At 36.8% G+C, this 17938-nt stretch carries 23 protein-coding genes; 8 read left to right on the plus strand and 15 right to left on the minus strand.

Translation table 11 applies throughout. The annotated features are described in order from the left end of the window. Positions 1-207: 207 nt before the first annotated feature. The 3 genes from QDN89_RS06945 to QDN89_RS06955 form a co-directional block, all read right to left on the minus strand. Positions 208-528 (minus strand): YuiB family protein, encoded by a 321-nt coding sequence (locus QDN89_RS06945; RefSeq protein ID WP_280769388.1) that lies wholly within the window; start codon positions 526-528, stop codon positions 208-210. A 130-nt stretch (positions 529-658) separates the two neighbouring features. Continuing rightward, complete coding sequence (locus QDN89_RS06950; protein ID WP_280769389.1) at positions 659-796, minus strand: YuiA family protein; 138 nt, start codon at positions 794-796, stop codon at positions 659-661. Positions 797-1053: 257 nt separating this feature from the next. Further along, positions 1054-2262: an NAD(P)/FAD-dependent oxidoreductase gene (locus QDN89_RS06955; RefSeq protein ID WP_280769390.1), complete on the minus strand. Its 1209-nt coding sequence runs from the start codon at positions 2260-2262 to the stop codon at positions 1054-1056. A 455-nt stretch (positions 2263-2717) separates the two neighbouring features. Here QDN89_RS06955 and QDN89_RS06960 point away from each other — a divergent pair, with 455 nt between their 5' ends. Then, on the plus strand, positions 2718-3713 hold the full coding sequence (locus QDN89_RS06960; RefSeq protein ID WP_280769391.1) for an NAD(P)/FAD-dependent oxidoreductase: 996 nt from the start codon (positions 2718-2720) through the stop codon (positions 3711-3713). 506 nt (positions 3714-4219) lie between these two features. Here the strand turns inward: QDN89_RS06960 and QDN89_RS06965 are convergent. Both QDN89_RS06965 and QDN89_RS06970 read right to left on the minus strand, forming a co-directional pair. Then, complete coding sequence (locus QDN89_RS06965; RefSeq protein ID WP_280769392.1) at positions 4220-4444, minus strand: hypothetical protein; 225 nt, start codon at positions 4442-4444, stop codon at positions 4220-4222. Positions 4445-4557: 113 nt separating this feature from the next. Then, positions 4558-4914 (minus strand): HesB/IscA family protein, encoded by a 357-nt coding sequence (locus QDN89_RS06970; RefSeq protein ID WP_280769393.1) that lies wholly within the window; start codon positions 4912-4914, stop codon positions 4558-4560. A gap of 262 nt (positions 4915-5176) precedes the next feature. On the opposite strand from QDN89_RS06970, the gene mqnE reads away from it, so the two are divergent. After that, positions 5177-6271 (plus strand): aminofutalosine synthase MqnE, encoded by a 1095-nt coding sequence (gene mqnE, locus QDN89_RS06975; protein WP_280769394.1) that lies wholly within the window; start codon positions 5177-5179, stop codon positions 6269-6271. A 60-nt stretch (positions 6272-6331) separates the two neighbouring features. On the opposite strand, the gene QDN89_RS06980 is transcribed toward mqnE, so the two are convergent. Both QDN89_RS06980 and QDN89_RS06985 read right to left on the minus strand, forming a co-directional pair. Continuing rightward, positions 6332-6568 (minus strand): hypothetical protein, encoded by a 237-nt coding sequence (locus tag QDN89_RS06980; protein ID WP_280769395.1) that lies wholly within the window; start codon positions 6566-6568, stop codon positions 6332-6334. Between the two features lie 171 nt (positions 6569-6739). Next, positions 6740-6976 (minus strand): YuzB family protein, encoded by a 237-nt coding sequence (locus QDN89_RS06985; protein WP_280769396.1) that lies wholly within the window; start codon positions 6974-6976, stop codon positions 6740-6742. Between the two features lie 255 nt (positions 6977-7231). On the opposite strand from QDN89_RS06985, the gene QDN89_RS06990 reads away from it, so the two are divergent. Further along, on the plus strand, positions 7232-8302 hold the full coding sequence (locus tag QDN89_RS06990; protein ID WP_280769397.1) for an NAD(P)/FAD-dependent oxidoreductase: 1071 nt from the start codon (positions 7232-7234) through the stop codon (positions 8300-8302). 43 nt (positions 8303-8345) lie between these two features. Here QDN89_RS06990 and QDN89_RS06995 read toward each other — a convergent pair whose 3' ends face one another. Then, complete coding sequence (locus tag QDN89_RS06995; protein ID WP_280769398.1) at positions 8346-8693, minus strand: DUF1462 family protein; 348 nt, start codon at positions 8691-8693, stop codon at positions 8346-8348. Positions 8694-8824: 131 nt separating this feature from the next. On the opposite strand from QDN89_RS06995, the gene QDN89_RS07000 reads away from it, so the two are divergent. Then, the gene (locus QDN89_RS07000; RefSeq protein ID WP_110610470.1) at positions 8825-9061 is read left to right on the plus strand and encodes a NifU family protein; all 237 of its coding nucleotides are present in this window, start codon (positions 8825-8827) and stop codon (positions 9059-9061) included. Positions 9062-9170: 109 nt separating this feature from the next. On the opposite strand, the gene QDN89_RS07005 is transcribed toward QDN89_RS07000, so the two are convergent. Together QDN89_RS07005 and yutH are read right to left on the minus strand one after the other, a co-directional pair. Further along, a complete protein-coding gene (locus tag QDN89_RS07005; protein WP_280769399.1) occupies positions 9171-10151 on the minus strand; it encodes a 2-hydroxyacid dehydrogenase in 981 nt (326 codons plus the stop codon). A 118-nt stretch (positions 10152-10269) separates the two neighbouring features. Then, positions 10270-11319, minus strand: a complete 1050-nt coding sequence (gene yutH, locus QDN89_RS07010) for a spore coat putative kinase YutH (RefSeq protein WP_280769400.1) — start codon at positions 11317-11319, stop codon at positions 10270-10272. Positions 11320-11455: 136 nt separating this feature from the next. Here yutH and QDN89_RS07015 point away from each other — a divergent pair, with 136 nt between their 5' ends. Next, positions 11456-11944, plus strand: coding sequence for a phosphatidylglycerophosphatase A family protein (locus QDN89_RS07015; RefSeq protein ID WP_280769401.1), 489 nt, complete (start codon positions 11456-11458; stop codon positions 11942-11944). Positions 11945-12092: 148 nt separating this feature from the next. Here QDN89_RS07015 and QDN89_RS07020 read toward each other — a convergent pair whose 3' ends face one another. The 3 genes from QDN89_RS07020 to QDN89_RS07030 form a co-directional block, all read right to left on the minus strand. Beyond that, the gene (locus QDN89_RS07020; RefSeq protein ID WP_280769402.1) at positions 12093-12857 is read right to left on the minus strand and encodes a TIGR01457 family HAD-type hydrolase; all 765 of its coding nucleotides are present in this window, start codon (positions 12855-12857) and stop codon (positions 12093-12095) included. A gap of 146 nt (positions 12858-13003) precedes the next feature. Next, positions 13004-13642 carry a helix-turn-helix transcriptional regulator gene (locus tag QDN89_RS07025; protein ID WP_280769403.1) on the minus strand — a complete coding sequence of 213 codons (639 nt, stop codon included), beginning with the start codon at positions 13640-13642 and terminating at the stop codon, positions 13004-13006. 131 nt (positions 13643-13773) lie between these two features. After that, complete coding sequence (locus tag QDN89_RS07030; RefSeq protein WP_280769404.1) at positions 13774-14220, minus strand: DUF86 domain-containing protein; 447 nt, start codon at positions 14218-14220, stop codon at positions 13774-13776. Between the two features lie 181 nt (positions 14221-14401). On the opposite strand from QDN89_RS07030, the gene glpX reads away from it, so the two are divergent. Together glpX and QDN89_RS07040 are read left to right on the plus strand one after the other, a co-directional pair. Further along, positions 14402-15379: a class II fructose-bisphosphatase gene (gene glpX, locus QDN89_RS07035; protein ID WP_280769405.1), complete on the plus strand. Its 978-nt coding sequence runs from the start codon at positions 14402-14404 to the stop codon at positions 15377-15379. 22 nt (positions 15380-15401) lie between these two features. After that, positions 15402-15668 (plus strand): DUF3055 domain-containing protein, encoded by a 267-nt coding sequence (locus QDN89_RS07040; protein WP_280769406.1) that lies wholly within the window; start codon positions 15402-15404, stop codon positions 15666-15668. 88 nt (positions 15669-15756) lie between these two features. On the opposite strand, the gene QDN89_RS07045 is transcribed toward QDN89_RS07040, so the two are convergent. Beyond that, positions 15757-16050 carry a YutD family protein gene (locus QDN89_RS07045; protein ID WP_280769407.1) on the minus strand — a complete coding sequence of 98 codons (294 nt, stop codon included), beginning with the start codon at positions 16048-16050 and terminating at the stop codon, positions 15757-15759. Positions 16051-16194: 144 nt separating this feature from the next. Here QDN89_RS07045 and QDN89_RS07050 point away from each other — a divergent pair, with 144 nt between their 5' ends. Continuing rightward, positions 16195-16830, plus strand: coding sequence for a YhcN/YlaJ family sporulation lipoprotein (locus QDN89_RS07050; protein WP_280769408.1), 636 nt, complete (start codon positions 16195-16197; stop codon positions 16828-16830). A 99-nt stretch (positions 16831-16929) separates the two neighbouring features. Here the strand turns inward: QDN89_RS07050 and lipA are convergent, their stop codons facing one another. Beyond that, entirely contained in the window at positions 16930-17823 is an 894-nt protein-coding gene (gene lipA, locus QDN89_RS07055) for a lipoyl synthase (RefSeq protein WP_280769409.1), read from the minus strand. Between the last annotated feature and the right edge of the window lie 115 nt (positions 17824-17938).

The following is a 17938-nucleotide window of genomic DNA, read 5'->3' on the forward strand; positions in this document are numbered from 1 at the left end:
TTTCAACACCCCTCATCAACAAAGGATGCCCGTTAGGAGAAGTTTTTATTCTTTATCAATAAACAGCGATCCTAAAAAATAGGATCGCTTCTTTTTTTTTCTGATTTTCTTTATATTATGTTGATGAAGTTTTCATTTCACGCATATCCCATCCGTCTCATTAATAAAACCTAAACAAAAAACTCTCCAACATTTAAAATGGAGAGTTTAAAACATCTGATATCCTCTTGCTCGTAACATCCTATTCGCTATACCTGATAAAATGGCTCCAATCATGCCAGCAATAAGAATAATCACATCTGCTGCCGTTAGAGAAGAAAGACTGTTCCACAGCTGCGAAAATGAATTCGTTGTATCTGTAAAATAACTGAAAAATCCCTTTTGATCGACCATGAAGAATACAACAATTGGATATATCACTGCCATCGTCCAAGTTGAACGAAGAAGCATATTTAATATAAACCCGATCCCAAAAAATAATACAAAATAAAGTAGTATCGCAATAATTAATTGCGGTAAGTTTAACATCGCCTTCTTCACTCCTATCAGATCAAACTTTAGTTTACTTAATTTTAAAGAGGACGTCAATAAGAATGCTTGTAAAAAAAAATAAAAGCCTCTAGTAACTAACTAGAGACCACGTTATCAACTATTTCATTTAAGTACCCATATTTTTTCTGCCTGATCCTTGACAATGATAGCATGTTTCAGAGCCACCTAACAGCAGTTGATAATACCCTTTTCCTGTACAATACGGACAGTCACTTAACTTCAACTTCTTTTTTTGAAACGCCAAGATGACCCCTCCTTTAATTAAATTAATTTTTCTGAAGTTTCTGATAATATATCAAACAATTGTTATTATGCAAAGGATGAAATATGTTCACAATCCTTAATGTAAGCGCGAACATCAAATCATTACTCGGTAATACTTAAATTTTGTTAGATTTTCTAACTTTCTTAATTCATCACTTTTAATGACTAAAGTAAATAAAAAAGCTAGCTGTGAAGTGAGGGAAATCTCCACGAAGCTAGCTTGATTTTAATTGTTTTTTAAAACAAGTTCAGTTTTCCTTTTTTCAATACTAATGGCATACCACCTAAGAGGAACAGGTAGCGATTATCAATTAATTTTTTTACAGCAGATGCTGAGTTACCGTATAATTTTCTCTCTCCAACGAGCCCAATTGCTTCTTTTCCGCCAAGAGATGCAACAGTACCTTTAATATCAGGTTTAAATTCTTCCAATTCTGTTTTACCAGCAATCAAAGCTTTCAAATTGTTTGACAAAGTATACGCTTGCTGAATAGCAATTTGCGCTGTTGGTGGGTAAGGACGATTAATTTCTTCGTTAATGATTAAAGCACAATCACCAATAATAAACGTGTCGTCAAAACCTGGTGCACGAAGATCTTTTTCAACCTTTACACGACCACGCATCGTTTCAAAACCGGATTTCTCCAAAATCGAACTTCCACGAATACCAGTCGTCCAAACGATTGTTTGTGATTTAATTTCTTCTCCATCAGCTAAAAGTACACGGCCTTCTTGTACCTCTTTAATCGGAGTATTAATTTTAAACTCAACTCCACGACTTTCGAGAAGGTTCATTGCATACTCAACTAATTCTTCATCAAAACCTGGAAGGGCCGATGGGGCAGCTTCCACTGAATAAATTTTCACTTTTTCACGAGCGATATCGTATTCTTCACAAAGCTCTGGAATTCGTTCAGATAACTCTCCAACAAATTCAATACCTGTAAAGCCTGCTCCTGCAATAACAAAAGTAAGAACATCTTCATGCTTCTCATCTTGCTTGTTGTAACTAGCGAACATATATTCAATATGCTCCCGAATGAGACGGACTGAGTTTACACTGCGAATGGAAAACGCATGTTCAGTCACCCCTGGAATACCAAATGTTTCCGGTTCAGAACCGAGCCCAATGACAAGATAGTCGTAGTCAAGTTCTCCATCTTCTAGAATAATTTTCTTTTCTTCTTTTTTAATTTCAACGACAGAATCTTTAATAAAGTGGATTTTTTTCGTGTCAATTACACTATCAATTTTCATTCTAGTTTTGTCGTGATGCATAGTGCCTGCCGCTGGTTCATGTAACCACGTTGTTTGATAATGGTAGTTGTGCTTGTTGACTAAAGTAATGTCTGCATCTTGGTGAGCGTTTGATTTTTGCAAACGAGAAGCTGTCATCATTCCGCCGTAACCAGCACCTAAAATAACTATTTTGGGCTTATTATTCATTCTTCTCACTCCAATTTTATTATTATTCTCCATTTTTCCCGCAAAACCGAAAAAACAAGCTTGTTATTCTTATCCATTTAAAAATAAGATTGTGATAATTTTCACGTAGCGAGTCGCAAAAAAATAATTAATTTCAAAAAAATGTAATGATTCCAATATAACCACGGAGAATATGTTTTATTGCCTTTATCATCATATGATTTTTGTGACGTTTTTTCAACTCTTTTTTGACGATTTTTCGAACTTTTTGACTAAATGCCCTAGGAATATTACCTTCTATAACTGATTTACCCTTATTAACACTATTCAAACCTTATAAACATTGTTTAACCATAAGTTTTTAAGAATTTTTTGATTTATTTGGTTAATTCATTGAGAGGGCTTTTCTTCATACAATTAAGTGATTATAATATAGGGTGAGACAGCTGTCTAATATAAGTGTGGAGGTGTGAGGTTTGTCAGAAGAAAGAGAGATCTATGACGTGACCATCATTGGGGGAGGACCTGTCGGTATGTTTACTGCCTTTTATGGTGGACTGAGACAGGCGAAAGTGAAGTTAATTGAAGCAATGCCTCAGTTAGGTGGGCAATTATCAGCGCTATATCCTGAAAAGTACATATATGATATCGCTGGGTTCCCAAAAATACGCGCACAAGAGTTAGTTGACAATTTAGAGGAACAAGCAAAACAATTTGATCCAACGATTGTATTGGAACAAGCTGTGGAAAATGTTGAAAAGGGAGATGACAACATTTTCACATTAACAACCGACAAGGGAAAGCACTATACGAAAACAGTTATTATCACTGCTGGAGTAGGGGCTTTTAAACCTCGTCGTCTTGAAATTGATGGCGCCACACAATTCGAAGGTAAAAATCTTCACTATTTCGTTAGCGATCTAAATAAGTTTGCTGGTGATCGCGTTGTTTTAGCAGGTGGAGGAGACTCAGCTGTTGACTGGACTTTGATGCTAGAAGATATCGCTGAAGAAATTACGATCGTCCATCGGCGGAATAAATTTCGTGCTCATGAGCATAGTGTAGAGCAACTAATGGGATCAGATAAAATAACTGTTAGAACTCCTTATGTTGTCGAAGAAATCCACCATGACGGAGAGAAAATCACTTCCGTGACGCTTAAACAAAAAGACGGTGAAGAGACACACAAAGTTGACATCGATACGTTGATCGTCAACTATGGATTCATCTCAAACCTTGGCCCAATTAAAGAGTGGGGACTGGAAATTGAGAAAAATTCTATCGTTGTGAATACAAGTATGGAAACAAATATTCCAGGTATTTATGCATGTGGAGACATTGCCACCTATGAAGGCAAAGCAAAATTGATTGCATCAGGTTTTGGTGAAGCTCCAACTGCAATTAACAAAGCAAAAGTATATATTGATCCAACTGCAAGTGCAACTGCTGGCCATAGTTCAAGCCTTTTCTAAAAACTTGAAACACGATTATTCTATTACGATTCATGGAAGATAATAGTTAAAAATGAATTGTGCCTTTAAATAAACAAACGGACAGTTGTTTCTAAAGGCTTTATCATTAACAAGATTAGTTCGCACTAAAAAGACGACCCTTTTTGTAACTAGAAGGTCGTCTTTTTTGACGTTTTTTATCTCCTCTTAACAAAAACTGATTTTCACCCAATTTGCTAACATTTGCTGTGATCCTCCTGCCATATAGGACACTAGGGATGATAGGTAGAACGGACTGTCCCGATTATCTCTCTTGCCAGACACTCAACGCCGAAAAACCTACCCATACGTCATCGTTTCAAGACCAAAAAGGTTGGTAACTGGAGCATCTAAAAGATACTTGTACTTGCTATTAGTTTGCGTAAATCATTTTTTTGAAAAAAAGAACAAAACTTATTAGAATTATCAAAAGTCGCTATCTTTCTCGCTTACTGCCTTTCATCGTCGACGCTCTCTCCCTTCGGTCACTATACGCTTCCTTTCCTTCCAAGAGTCATTTTTCCATAAGTTTGGAAAGTAGAATACGGATGAATAGGCAAAACCTGAGATCCCTTGAACGACAAATCATTGCCTTCAACCGTTTCATGAATATCGTTCCGATTATCCTTAGTAAAACAATTATCGTGCATCTCCCAAAAGTCAGCAAAATGATCCCTTAAGGTTTTCATAATCAAACCGCCATGCTTAACCACACACCCACACCTACTATCATCATTACCAATACTTATCCACAACTCAAACATCTGTAGTTTCCTAAACAAAAAAACAGTTCCTCTTCGAAAAGAGAAACTGATTCATCCATTTATTAGCAGTCTTCTGGTGTACCTGCATTCGTAGCCGTTCTGAATGATGATCCACATCCGCATGAAGCAATGGCATTCGGATTATCTAGTGTAAATCCACCACCCATCATGTTTTGCTTGTAGTCAACTTTCACTCCTTCAAGCATAGAAATACTTTCTTTATCAACGAGAACGGAAAGTCCTTCTATTTCCAATGTCTTATCATCTTCTCCAGCTTCTGTTTCAAAACCCATTCCGTAAGACAAACCGCTACAACCTCCTCCTTGAACTCCAATTCGAAGGTATTTCGCATCTTCTTCGCCAGCCATCATTTCTTTTACTTGATTTGCTGCCACTTCTGTAATTGTTAGCAAGATCATCCCTCCTATCACTCTTAGATATAATTTTATTATAACGATTAAACCACCGACCTTCAAGAAACGTAAACCAACCAAAAAAATTCGCATTTTAAAAATCCAGTTTATTGACATAAATACAACAATAAACAAACATTCTGTTTGGCACACATGTCCAAATAATGATAAGATATAGAGAGTTTCGAGCATCGAAATGCAAGATTAATAGAGGTTTATCAGCGAAGCTGAACTTATGATAAAGTCATTTAAAAGGTAGGGGATTCGAATGAGTATGATTTTGCTTGACCAAGATCTGGAAGCAATTAAACAAAAAGTAAACAGTGGGGAACGGTTAACCATTGAAGATGGCTTGAAGCTATATGAGACAACTGACCTTTTAACGGTAGCTCAACTTGCAAACCAAGTAAACGAGCGTAAAAACGGAAAAAATGTTTATTTCATTCAAAATATGTACATCAATCCTACTAACGTTTGTGAAGCAAGCTGCACATTTTGCGGATTTAAACGTAAGCCTGGTGAAGAAGGCGCTTATACAATGAACGAAGAAGATTTACTTAAATACGTAGAAGAGCGTTGGAACGATAACATTCGTGAATTCCATATTGTTGGTGGACATAATACGGAAGTTCCTTTCGACTATTATTTAGATACTATTCGCATTCTAAAGAAACATTATCCTCAATGCACAGTTAAAGCCTATACAGGTGCTGAGATTGAATTTTTTGCAAGACTTTCTGGATTAACCATGAAAGAAGTCCTTCAACAACTTATTGATGCTGGACTAGATACGTTACCTGGTGGTGGTGCCGAAATACTAACGGAACGTTACCGTGCAAAAATGAGTCCTGAAAAAGCATCTACAGATGAGTGGCTCGAAGCACATGAACTTGCTCATGAACTTGGGTTGAAAACACATGCGACAATGTTGTACGGGTCCATCGAATCAAAAGAAGAACGTCTAATTCATATGGATAGATTAAGACAACTTCAAGATAAAACAAATGGATTTATGGTTTTTATTCCATTAGCCATGCAACCGAAAAGTGTCACAGCTGGTCTAAAACGACGAACATCTGCTTATGACGACTTACGGACCATTGCCATTAGTCGACTCATGCTCGATAACTTTGACCACATCAAAGCATATTGGATTAATATTGGTCCTCAACTGACACAAATGGCCCTATCATTTGGAAGTTCAGATATTCACGGTACACTCATTGAAGAAAGAATTTCTCACTCAGCTGGTGCCTTAACTTCTCAAGGACTAACACGAGAAGAATTGATTTATCTTATCAAAGGGGCAGATAAAAACCCAGTGGAACGAGATACATTCTACAATGTCATTAAAGAATATTAATCAAAAACGAAGCCCCCTTTCTAGGGGACTTCGTTTTTTCATTACTATCGAATGAATACGTTAGCGCAGTTTTTCATTTGTCCAAAAATAGTCTTCGTCCGCTTCAAGAATGATCATCGTTTTTCGACAGCAAGGCATGTTCGCTCTTGCCTTAAATCCTTCCTTAGCATTTTCTAGCGCCCTATCGGAAAGATGCACTAGTATGTTTTCTTGGGAACAATAGGGACATGATGTCAAATAAATGTCTCCCATCTGTCTTTCATATGGCCACGTGTGATCAAAAGGAATAGGTTTCATTGATGTGCCTCCGTTAATTACAATTGCGTGTTTATTACATATGGTAATCGAGTTCATAGCTTTAGACAAGTAAAACCTTTGCTTGTGATTTTCGTTGCAACTTCTAATTAAACCCCAATTTTCAAGAAAATAAAAAAGCCGAACAAGGCTTTAACTATCATGCTCGGCTTTTTAGAACATTGGGTTTTCGTCTAGAAATTTATAAATATTATTTAACAAATCATCATTTGTATCTCCTGTGACTACTTCCCCATTAACTAGAGCAAAGCGACTTCTAGCACATTGACCGCAGAAGCTTAAACATCCATACTCAATAACATCAAGATCAGGATCTTTTTCCAACTCTTCTTTCACTTTCTGAGTCCCACTTGCTAAATTACTTACACAAAACTCTATAATTGGTTTCATTTGTATTTCACCTCAGTGTTTTTAACGAACTTACTTCGTTTATGCTACCTGCCTGTTTTTAACCTGTCAACTGTTTCCTCCTGCTCAAATTGTATTATTATATATAAACGCTTCCATTCTTCATTGTAGAATCTTAGAAAAGCTGATATATTAAAAATGTCACCAATTTGTCATAAATCATCGTAGTAAAAAGAGGTAAGCGTTTATTGATAGGATCGTTTACTCTCCTTTGAACGATTAAAGGGGGTTTTTCCCGTGCAAAACCTTATTATTTTAGGTGGAGGTTACGGAGGGCTTCGTGCCATTCAGAAACTTTTAAATGAAAAAGATGTCAAAGAAGTATCGATCACATTAATTGAAAAAGAAGCGTATCATAGCCTAAAAACAGAATTTTACGCTTTGGCAGCTGGAACAGTTGCAGATCGTCATTTAAGAATGTCTTTTCCAAACGATGTACGTTTAGAACTGAAATTTGAATCCGTTCAACACATTCACTTGGATGAAAATAGGATAGAGCTAGCTAATGGAGAAGATATGTTTTACGACGACTTAATTATCGGTCTAGGTTGTGAGGATAAATACCATGGCGTTCCTGGAGCGAAAGAAAATACGCTCAGTATTCAAAGCATGCGAAGAGCTAGAAAAACGTACCAAGTGTTGCAAAGTGTCAAACCAAATGGAAAAGTTGCTATCGTAGGTGGTGGCTTAAGTGGTGTAGAACTAGCAAGTGAATTAAGAGAAAGCCGTCCAGACTTGGAAATTCTATTGTATGACCGTGGGGAAAACATTTTATCCATGTTTCCTGCAAGGCTTTATAACTACGTAACGGAGTGGTTTCTAGAAAATGATATCACAATTGTTAACCGCGCGAACATCACAAAAGTAGAATGGAATGTATTGTACAATCATGATGAACCAATAGAAACGGATGCCATTATTTGGACTGCTGGAATTCAAGCAAATAAAATTGTTCGCGAGCTTGATGTTGAACAAGACCATATTGGAAGACTTTATACGACAAAACATCACCATCTTCCTGATTATGACAACGTTTTTGTAGTAGGCGATTGTGCAGCATCTACCCACGCGCCTAGTGCACAATTAGCTGAGGCGCAGTCTGAAAGAGTTGCTATGTTGCTTAATAAAAAGTGGAGTGGGGAACCTTATCCTAAGGAGATGCCTAAAATGAAATTGAAAGGTGTTCTCGGGTCTTTAGGAAAAAAACACGGTTTCGGTTTGATGGGCGAAAAGTCCTTAACAGGAAGAGTTCCTCGAGTGTTGAAATCAGGCGTACTATGGATGTACAAGCACCATTCGGGAAATTAATAAGTGAAAGGTTGTTCAAGAAAAAAGAAAAGTAGCATGATGGCTACTTTTCTGCTTCATTCGTGATTTTTTCAAAAATAACTGGAAGTCTTGGATTTCCTTCTGCCACTACGTCACCATTAATGACTACTAGAGGGTAAAAATAAATATCTTCAAGAATTTTCTTGGAAAAAAGTTGCTGTTCGTCCGTCTTTGGAGTATCGATATCACAATAATTTATATTGATACGATCGTAATCAGGAAATTTTCTATGAATAGCTGCTTCTAGCCACTCTTTTGTTTCCAATGCGCTTGGTAAATGAATGCAACTAGCACATTTTACTTCTGCTCCATAAACCGTGATATGAACGTTATTCAAGGTGGTCACCTCCCGACATGTTAATTTTATCATGATTTATTGAGAAAGAAACGTTTTAACTATTCACACATTGTTCAACTTATTTGTATAAAAAATAACGCCTTATCATGGATTTTTTCTGTGAAGGATATTATAATGAGTATAAAGAAAGGAGAGTGTATGATATGACAACAGAAACAATGGAATCACAAGTTCAAGAAGTGCTCGATAAATTACGTCCATTCTTACTCCGCGATGGAGGGGATGTTGAACTAGTTGACATCGAGGACGGTGTAGTAAAAGTTCGTCTTATGGGAGCTTGTGGCTCTTGCCCAAGTTCAACAATTACACTAAAAGCTGGTATTGAGCGTGCTCTTTTAGAAGAAGTACCAGGAGTAACAGAATTAGAGCAAGTATTCTAATTCAACCAACATGATTTAAAGGGAGTTGCAGATGATCTGCAACTCCCTTTTTATGTTAAGATTCCTATTAATGCAACGTTATTACATCATGTTTACAACAGACACTTATTTAGCCTAAAACTTCTTCATTCACAATGGCTTCAGGTTTGTCCCCTTTTAATACGTTAGCAATATTCCGACTAACAAGAGCCGCCATTTCATGACGAGTCTCTACACTTGAACTTCCGATATGAGGAAGGGCGACAACATTAGAAAACGTAAGTAAAGGATGATCTTTAGAGATAGGCTCTTGTCGGAAGACGTCTAGCCCTGCTCCAGCAATTGACTTTTCCTCCAATGCTTTAATTAAGTCTTCCTCGACCACAACCCCACCTCTGGATGCATTAATAAAGATAGCCGAAGACTTCATTTGCTTGAAAGTCTCATACGTAAATAAATCTTTCGTGTCTTCCGTAAATGGCGCTAAACAAACTATGTAGTCAGAACGTTCAATCAAGTCATCGAATGAAACATATTCTGCGCCTAGTTCTGTTTCTGCCTTCGTGTTACGGGAACGATTATGATACAGAATTTCCATTTCAAATCCTGTTGCTCTCTTTGCTACCGCTGAACCAATTCTTCCCATCCCTACGATTCCTATCGTCTTATGGTGGATGTCCGTTCCTGCAAGAAGAAGTGGTGCCCAATTTTGCCACTTTCCTTCTTTAACATACTCAGCAGCTTCGACAATTCTTCGTCCTGTTGCCATTAACAAAGCAAATGTTAAATCAGCAGTTGTATCTGATAACACGTCTGGCGTATTACAAACGGCGACCCCTTTTTCTGATGCTGTCTTTACATCAATGTTATCGAATCCAACGGCCAAGTTAGCAACTACTTTTAAATTAGGTGCATTGTTTAGTAACTCATCGTCAATTTTGTCAGACAGCATCGTATAAAGCCCTGCAGCCTTTGCTGCTTTTTCTAATAATAGTTCTCTAGGTACTGGCGTTTCTTTTTCTGGCCAAACTTCCACATCAGCCACCACTTTTAATGCGACTAAACTTTCTTCTGGCACTTGTCTTGTTATGAATACAAATGGTTTTGTCATAAGTACGTTGACCCCTTTCACTGATACATGCAAGATAACTCTAGTATACATCAGACGTGAACATCCATCATCCTCCTTTTATATTTAACAACCACAAATGAAACAATCTAGTGCTAATCTATTTTCTTGAGAGCCATTTTGGTAAATACATCTTACTCGACGGAAATAATTGAAACAGATGGGCTAGTAAGTATTCATACTCCTCTGTTTGCATAAATAAAGACGTTAAATCCTTTTCCAATAAAGTACTTTTTTGCCTATCTATCGTTCGGTAGTAAGCTTCCATTTGTTCAAAATATTGTACTGGGAACGTTGCTCTCATTAAAAATAAATAGATATCTAAATTTCTTAATGGGCGAATTGTTTGATAACGGTGTAAAAAAGTTTCAACTCGCTTGATTTTTTTTTGGAACGAAATGTCTGCTATACAAATATGGCGAACATACTCCGCTAAATCTCTAGAAAAATGGTCATAAACAAAGTCTGTCGGTACTTTCAAACTTGCGACTTTTTTTTCATCTAAGGTTAACCAACATCCTTCGTGAAATCTATAATGACAAACCGTATTACCTCTTCCCTCTCGGATTGAAAAAGGATCATTCAGTGGAAGATCACTTAACATTTGTATTGCATTTTCTGTTATACCTAAAAAGTAAGGGAAACTTAATAAAAATAATTCATCCATCTCATTTTTTGCAGGATCTTGTTGCTTTCTTACATACCAATTCTCCAACTGGTCTAACCGTTTCATCCATCTATTTTTCCATGTCATCCATGTACCATTCCATATGGATGTCGTTGGTTCATACCCTTCACCTAGAACATGAAATTTTGCCAAGCGTTTCCCTATAGATTTTTCGACTGGTATATCATTTCTTAGCTTATAATTGTGATATTGATTCAATTGATATACAATCGCTTCTTGGCCATCAATCATTGTACTTTCCTGACCATAGATATTTTTCAGAGGATACGCAATATCCTTCTCCCCTTGAGCAGATAAAAAGGTTGCCATATTCGTTTGTTCGATTGTTTTTTTCGGATCTATAGAGGAGAAGAGTCGTATTAAATACGTATTTTCTTTCTCTTCAATAACTAGATCGTCTCCTATATTCATCATACGTTCTAAATCAATACGATAGTGTTCATATAATGGTCGCTCTAACAATGATCATACGCCCCCTTTTATAATCCGCTTTTCAAATAGTCTATGAGCAAATAGCCTAATTTGTTCATGGACAAGAATATCTTTATATCCCTTGAATACACTAATCAATAAATACAGAGAACTGTAGGTGAATAGTATGAAAGGAAATAAAGGAATTGTTGAAAAAACGGCAAAAGAATGGTTACAAAAACGGGGCGTGGAGATCAAAGATATCGCTCACTTAGTATTAGAACTACAGCTAGAGTATTACCCACAATTAACGTTGAATGAATGTATAGAGAATGTGAATCAAGTGTTAACCAAAAGAGAAGTTCACAATGCGATTTTGACAGGTATTCAAATCGATCGATTAGCGGAAGAAAGGAAATTAGATTATCCCCTTCAAGATATGATTGACCGTGACGAGGGACTTTACGGGATTGACGAAATTATTGCCTTGTCTATTGTAAATGTATATGGATCAATCGGGTTTACAAATTATGGATATATAGACAAGATCAAACCAGGAATATTAAAGAAACTAAATAACAAAGATTATGGGTGCCACACTTTTTTAGATGATATTGTCGGGGCTATTGCTGCAGCTGCTTCTAGCCGATTGGCACACACTCAAGATGATTATTAATGATGATTGACACATAGCAGAAAGACATCCAACTAGATGAGGAAGGAAAAGGTAGTTATAGTAAAGTATCTATATGGTTTTTCCCTTTCACGATGACCCACATAACGAAAAAAAGACCTTCCAAAAGGTCTTTTTTCTAATAAACATGCTATATTTTCCACTCGTCTAATGACTGAATCGACCACGTTGGTTGAATTTCTTCATTCTTTAATTGTTCTTCAGATGTGACTCCAGTATGGACAATAATCGTATCCATGTTAGCACGAATTCCTGCTAAAATATCAGTTTGGTAATTGTCTCCTACCATGACGGTTTCCTCAAGTTTTGTCCCCAAAACTTCAAGAGCTTGGTCAACAATGACAGATTCTGGTTTACCGATAAATGTTGGCTCGACTCCTGTAGAAACGTGAACGACGGATGTTAACGATCCATTCCCAGGAAGAAGTCCTCTCTCTGTAGGAATAGCTACATCTCCGTTCGTCGATAAAAATGCCGCTCCGTTTCTTACTGCAAGACAAGCCCTAGAAAGCTTTTCATAATTAATACTTCGGTCTATCCCCATGACAACGACATCGATTTCTTTTTCATTAAGTTGCAATCCTTGGTTTTTCAGTGCTTCTTCTAATCCTTGCTCACCAATCATATAAACATTCGCTTTTCCGTAAGACTGATCAATATACTGTGCTGTTGCCATGCTTGTTGTGAAAACGTGTTTTTCTGTTGCTGGGATATCCATTGATACCAATTTATCTGCAACTTCTTTCGGTGTACGAGATGAATTATTTGTAACAAATAAGTATGGTAACTTCTGTTGCTCTAATCGTTTGACAAACCTAGATGCCGCATCAATTTTTTCTTCGCCTCGATACATCGTTCCGTCTAAATCAATTAAATAGCCTTGATAAGATTTCATTTCACTTCATCCTCTATCTAAAAAAATATTCAACATTTATCGTCCATTGGTTTCAATACCTATTAAGTAAGATTTTGTTCGTAAACGTTGTTATAGAAAACAGCCATAAGCAAAAAGAAGCGTCACCCCTTTGGAGTGACGAAGAATTACTCAGCCGATTTTTCAATCTTATAATAGCAATGAGGTTCTTGTCCAGTCGCCATACACATTTGACACTTGATTTCATTTGTTTCAAGTAAATCTTTAAACAAATTGATTTCTGACTCACAAACGACAGGAAACTCCTTCGCTACAGCTGCGATGGGACAATTATACTCCTTGAAAATAAAGTTGCCTTCATCATCTCTCGTTACCTCTGCCATATAACCTAATTCATTTTGGATTTTTTCCAATTCATATACTCGACTTTCGAAGTCCTTTAAAAACATTCTTTTCTCATAACGTAACCTTAGCTTTTCTTTTCTTTTAGTAAACAACGTTTGTATCCTTACTAATCCTTCATCTTCTTGAATCGTTCTTAATAAATCGATCGTTAATTCTTGGTAATTTCTCGGAAACAATTCTTGCCCGCCTGCTGACAATTGATAAACGTTTGTTGGTCGCCCCATTGCCTGTCGATAAAGAGTTGTTTCAACAACATGATCTCTTTCTAAAGTGTTTAAATGTCGTCTGACTGCCATCTCTGTGATGGATAGTTCTCGAGCAATACTTGAAACTGTCATTTGCTTCTGCATTTTTAATAAGCTTAAAATTTGATCTCTTGTTGAGGTGGTCTTCGTAGCCATATCCTCACCTTCCTTCTCTCTCTATTCTAACGGAGGATTGCACAACAGTAAATTTTATATATAGAATGTTTAAAAAATTGACTTAATCCGTTCATATTTTGTTCAATATTTCACATAATTTTCTTTTTCTCCTATTCTTTCTGAGGAAGAAATGCAGAAACTGGTCCTAATTCATTTTCTAAGTACATTCTTATTTTACCTGAAAATTGTAGTAATGTTGTCGATTCGTTTCGAAATGCCTGATATAGACGAGAAACATCCATTTCCATATAGTTTTGCAATAATTCCTTTCTCCAAGGGATTAACGCTTCAATCGCTTTCCCTTCTTCTTTTGTCAAAACTTTTTCGTCGACTAAAATATGAACAATATCTTCATAGCTACCAGGATCTCTCATGATAAACCCATCAATCATTTGGTTTCCAATATCCATCATTACTTCGATCATCATATGACACGTTCTCTCAATTGCTTTTTCTGTCTCAAATGTCTTCGATTCTTTCACCTTTGAAAATTCAGATACTAAATACTCGAAATAAGATAATCGTCTTTCCATTAATTTACTGTCTACGAAATACATATAGTCATCTCTCCTTAAAAAGTTTAATTAGTATGACACATTGAAAAGGTTTTCAAATAATTATGTGTACTATTTTGCAAATTATGATTTCTTTCGTGTGTATTTTTTGTTATTATGATGAAGGATTTATTATGCTTTATTTATATTATAACCGATACAAAAAAATATTGGAGGAATTATCATGGATCGAGAATTAGCGATGGAAATAGTTAGAGTGACAGAAGCGGCAGCACTAGCATCATCCCAATGGATGGGGAGAGGGTTAAAAAATGAGGCAGACGATGCTGCAACTACTGCCATGAGAAACATGTTTGATTCTGTACATATGAATGGCACTGTGGTCATTGGTGAAGGGGAACTAGACGAAGCACCTATGCTCTATATTGGAGAAAAGCTTGGTACTGGTAATGGTCCTGATGTGGATATTGCCGTTGATCCACTTGAGGGAACAAACATCGTTGCAAAAGGACATTCAAATGCGATGGCAGTGATCGCCATTGCTGATAAAGGAACATTGCTACACGCTCCTGATATGTATATGGAAAAAATAGTCGTAGGCCCTGAATCTGCAGGTTTGATTAGATTAGAGGACCCTATTGAAAAAACAATTGATATCGTAGCAAAGATGAATAATAAGCGAATCAGAGATGTAACCGTCATTATTCAAGAGCGGAAAAGACACGATGATCTCGTTGAACGTATCCAAAAGAAGGGTGCACGTGTTAAACTATTTGGAGAAAATGATGTGGGAGCTTCCATTGCGGCTGCTATCCCACGTTCAGGTATTGATTTATTTGTCGGAACTGGTGGTGCACCAGAAGGCGTCATTGCTGCAGCAGCGATCAAATCTCTAGGCGGAGATATGCAAGGTCGTCTCCTTCCATCAAACGATGAAGAGCACGAACGATGTGTTAGTATGGGATTAGATGATCCTTCTATGCTACTTACTTTAAACGACCTAGTCAAAAGCGATGATGCGATTTTTGCGGCAACTGGTGTCACATCTGGAGAACTATTAGAAGGTGTTCGCTTTTTAGGTGGTGATTTAGTGGAAACGGACACGATTGTTATGCGTGCAAAAACAGGAACCGTTCGGTATATTAAAGCCCATCACCGATTGAACCAGAAGCCACATTTAATCATGCCTGAAAATTCTTAACTAACAAAAGGAGCGATTCAGGATGAGCGAACGTTTTTTTCTTTACGACGAAGCAGAAGATACAAAATCACGATATGTTAGTTTTATGGGTGAGAATCAACGGTTTGATTTAGTCATTATTACAACAAACCGTTATTTCGGAAAAAAACTTGTGTTAAATATGCAGTCAAGTCGCTATGCCGTTATTGGAACAGATGACCTTGAAGAAGAAGGTTATCTTGAATCTGTCTTTCAACTAGATGAAGAAGATAGTCAGGAACTTCGTGAATTCTTATACGAAGTCATTTAAGATTTTTCTCGAAACAAAACAGCACTTCTTCCCCAACATCGTTCTCGTGTGGGGAAGAAGTGCTGTTTTTACTTATTCTTTATAAAAGTCATGACGATTTAACAGCTTCTTCCTTTACTTTTTTAATTACAAAATAAGCACAGCCAAAATTACAATATTCATATAAGTATTCAGATAAATAATTAATCTTTGCATCAGCTGCTGATTTTCGATTTGTCTCTTCAAAAAAACCTTTTAGTCGGAGCTGCTCGTAGCCCCAATCCCCAACAATATAATCATATTTATTCAGCACATCACTGTATCTTTCTTTGAATGCCTCTTCAGACCATCCTTCTCTAACTTCTTCCACAAGTTCATACGTATGACCTTGAACTTCAATCATTCCAAACACCTACCTTTGCTACTTTCTATGTTGCCTTAATTTACAAAAAATTTCAATGCTAACTTCTATTTATTTTGTCCACCATTTACCACTTCATTGAATCGATACAATTGTACACCCTAGGAAAGAGGAGGTGTATAAAAAATGAAAAACAAATCAAAAATATCGGTTCTTCTAACGTTGCTAGTTCTATCCCTAACAATTCCAGCTTGCGGAGAAGTAGACAATACAGGGGGACAAGGTCAAGGGTTTGACTTTATGCGTGGCTATGGTCGAGATGATCAAAGTCATGCAATAAACAAAAAAGAAGTAGCTGATCCGAGACCTTTCACACAGTATGGCTTTCAACGACACACAAAAAGATCTGTTGCTCAAGGTGGAGGAATTCCCGGATACTCCGTCTATGACCGTTCTCTGTTAGCTGAAAGTATAAGTGAAATGGCAGCAGTATTGCAAGATGTGAATGATGTTGGGGTACTCGTTACAGATCAGCATGTGCTGATTGCCTATGATAGCCCTTCTCCAGATCGAGAAGCAGTAGCCGATCAAGTGAAACAGACGGCTATGTCTGTTATCCCAGCTTATTACGATGTGTATGTTGCAGATGACATTACACTCATGGATGAAATTGAACGTTTCAAAGGGCGATCATCAAAAGAACAATCACAAATCGGTGCATTACACCAGACTATTGAACAAATGAAAGAGTATCCTCAAGGTGCGTCTGAAGATGAAAAAGGGAATCCAAACAAACCGTCTACTAACATGAACAACAACTAGTCATTTCTAATTCACAATAAAACTTCATTGATTAGAAAAAAATCGTCACTTATTGAGATAAGTGACGACTTTTCATTGATCTCTTAAACATATATTTTTTTAGCTAGAAACTTCGTTCATCTCTACTGCATTTACTTGTTCATCAGCATGATAGGAAGATCGGACCAACGGACCTGATTCACAGTGTTTAAATCCTTTTTCCATAGCTATCTCTTTCAATTCCGCAAATTCTTCTGGTGTCCAATATTTAACTATTTTCAAATGAGACTTCGTCGGCTGTAAATATTGCCCAATTGTCAATATATTCACATCTACTGACCTAAGATCATCCATCGTTTCGATGATTTCCTCTTTCGTTTCACCAAGTCCCACCATAATGCTTGATTTAGTTGGAATTTTTGCATTCATTTCTTTCGCTCTCCGCAGTACTTCTAATGTTCGGTCATACGTAGCTCTAGCTCGAACCGTAGGTGTTAATCTGCGCACTGTCTCTACGTTATAGTTAAAAATATGCGGATTTGCTCCAATTAACGTTTGCAAATTCTCTTCTTTCCCTCCCATATCTGAGGGGAGAACTTCTACAGATGTGAACGGACTAGCTCTATGGATCGCGCGAACCGTTTCTGCAAAAACGTGGGCTCCACCATCTTTTAAATCATCTCTTGCTACTGCTGTAATAACAACATGTTTTAACCCCATTAACTTTACAGACTCGGCAACTCTTTCTGGCTCTTGCTCATCCAATTCTGTTGGAAGTCCTGTTTTCACCGCACAAAAACGACAAGCGCGAGTACAAATATCTCCTAAAATCATAAACGTTGCCGTTTTTCTTTCAGCCCAACATTCATGAATATTAGGACATTTCGCTTCTTCACAAACAGTATGTAAATTTTTTTCTCTCATTAATTTCTTTAACCCTGTATAAGATTCATTTGTATTTAATTTAATTTTTAACCAATCAGGTTTACGAACATGTTCTTCTTTTTTAGCCATAAAACTTCACGCTCCCTCTTTCTTTTAGCTAACATGTTGGGTCTGTTCACATTTCCAATACCATGTTAGTACTAACTTTAACACGATATAGTAAAGATCACAAAGAACTTATTAT

Source organism: Salipaludibacillus daqingensis, from assembly GCF_029891575.1.
Classification (GTDB): domain Bacteria; phylum Bacillota; class Bacilli; order Bacillales; family Salisediminibacteriaceae; genus Salipaludibacillus; species Salipaludibacillus daqingensis.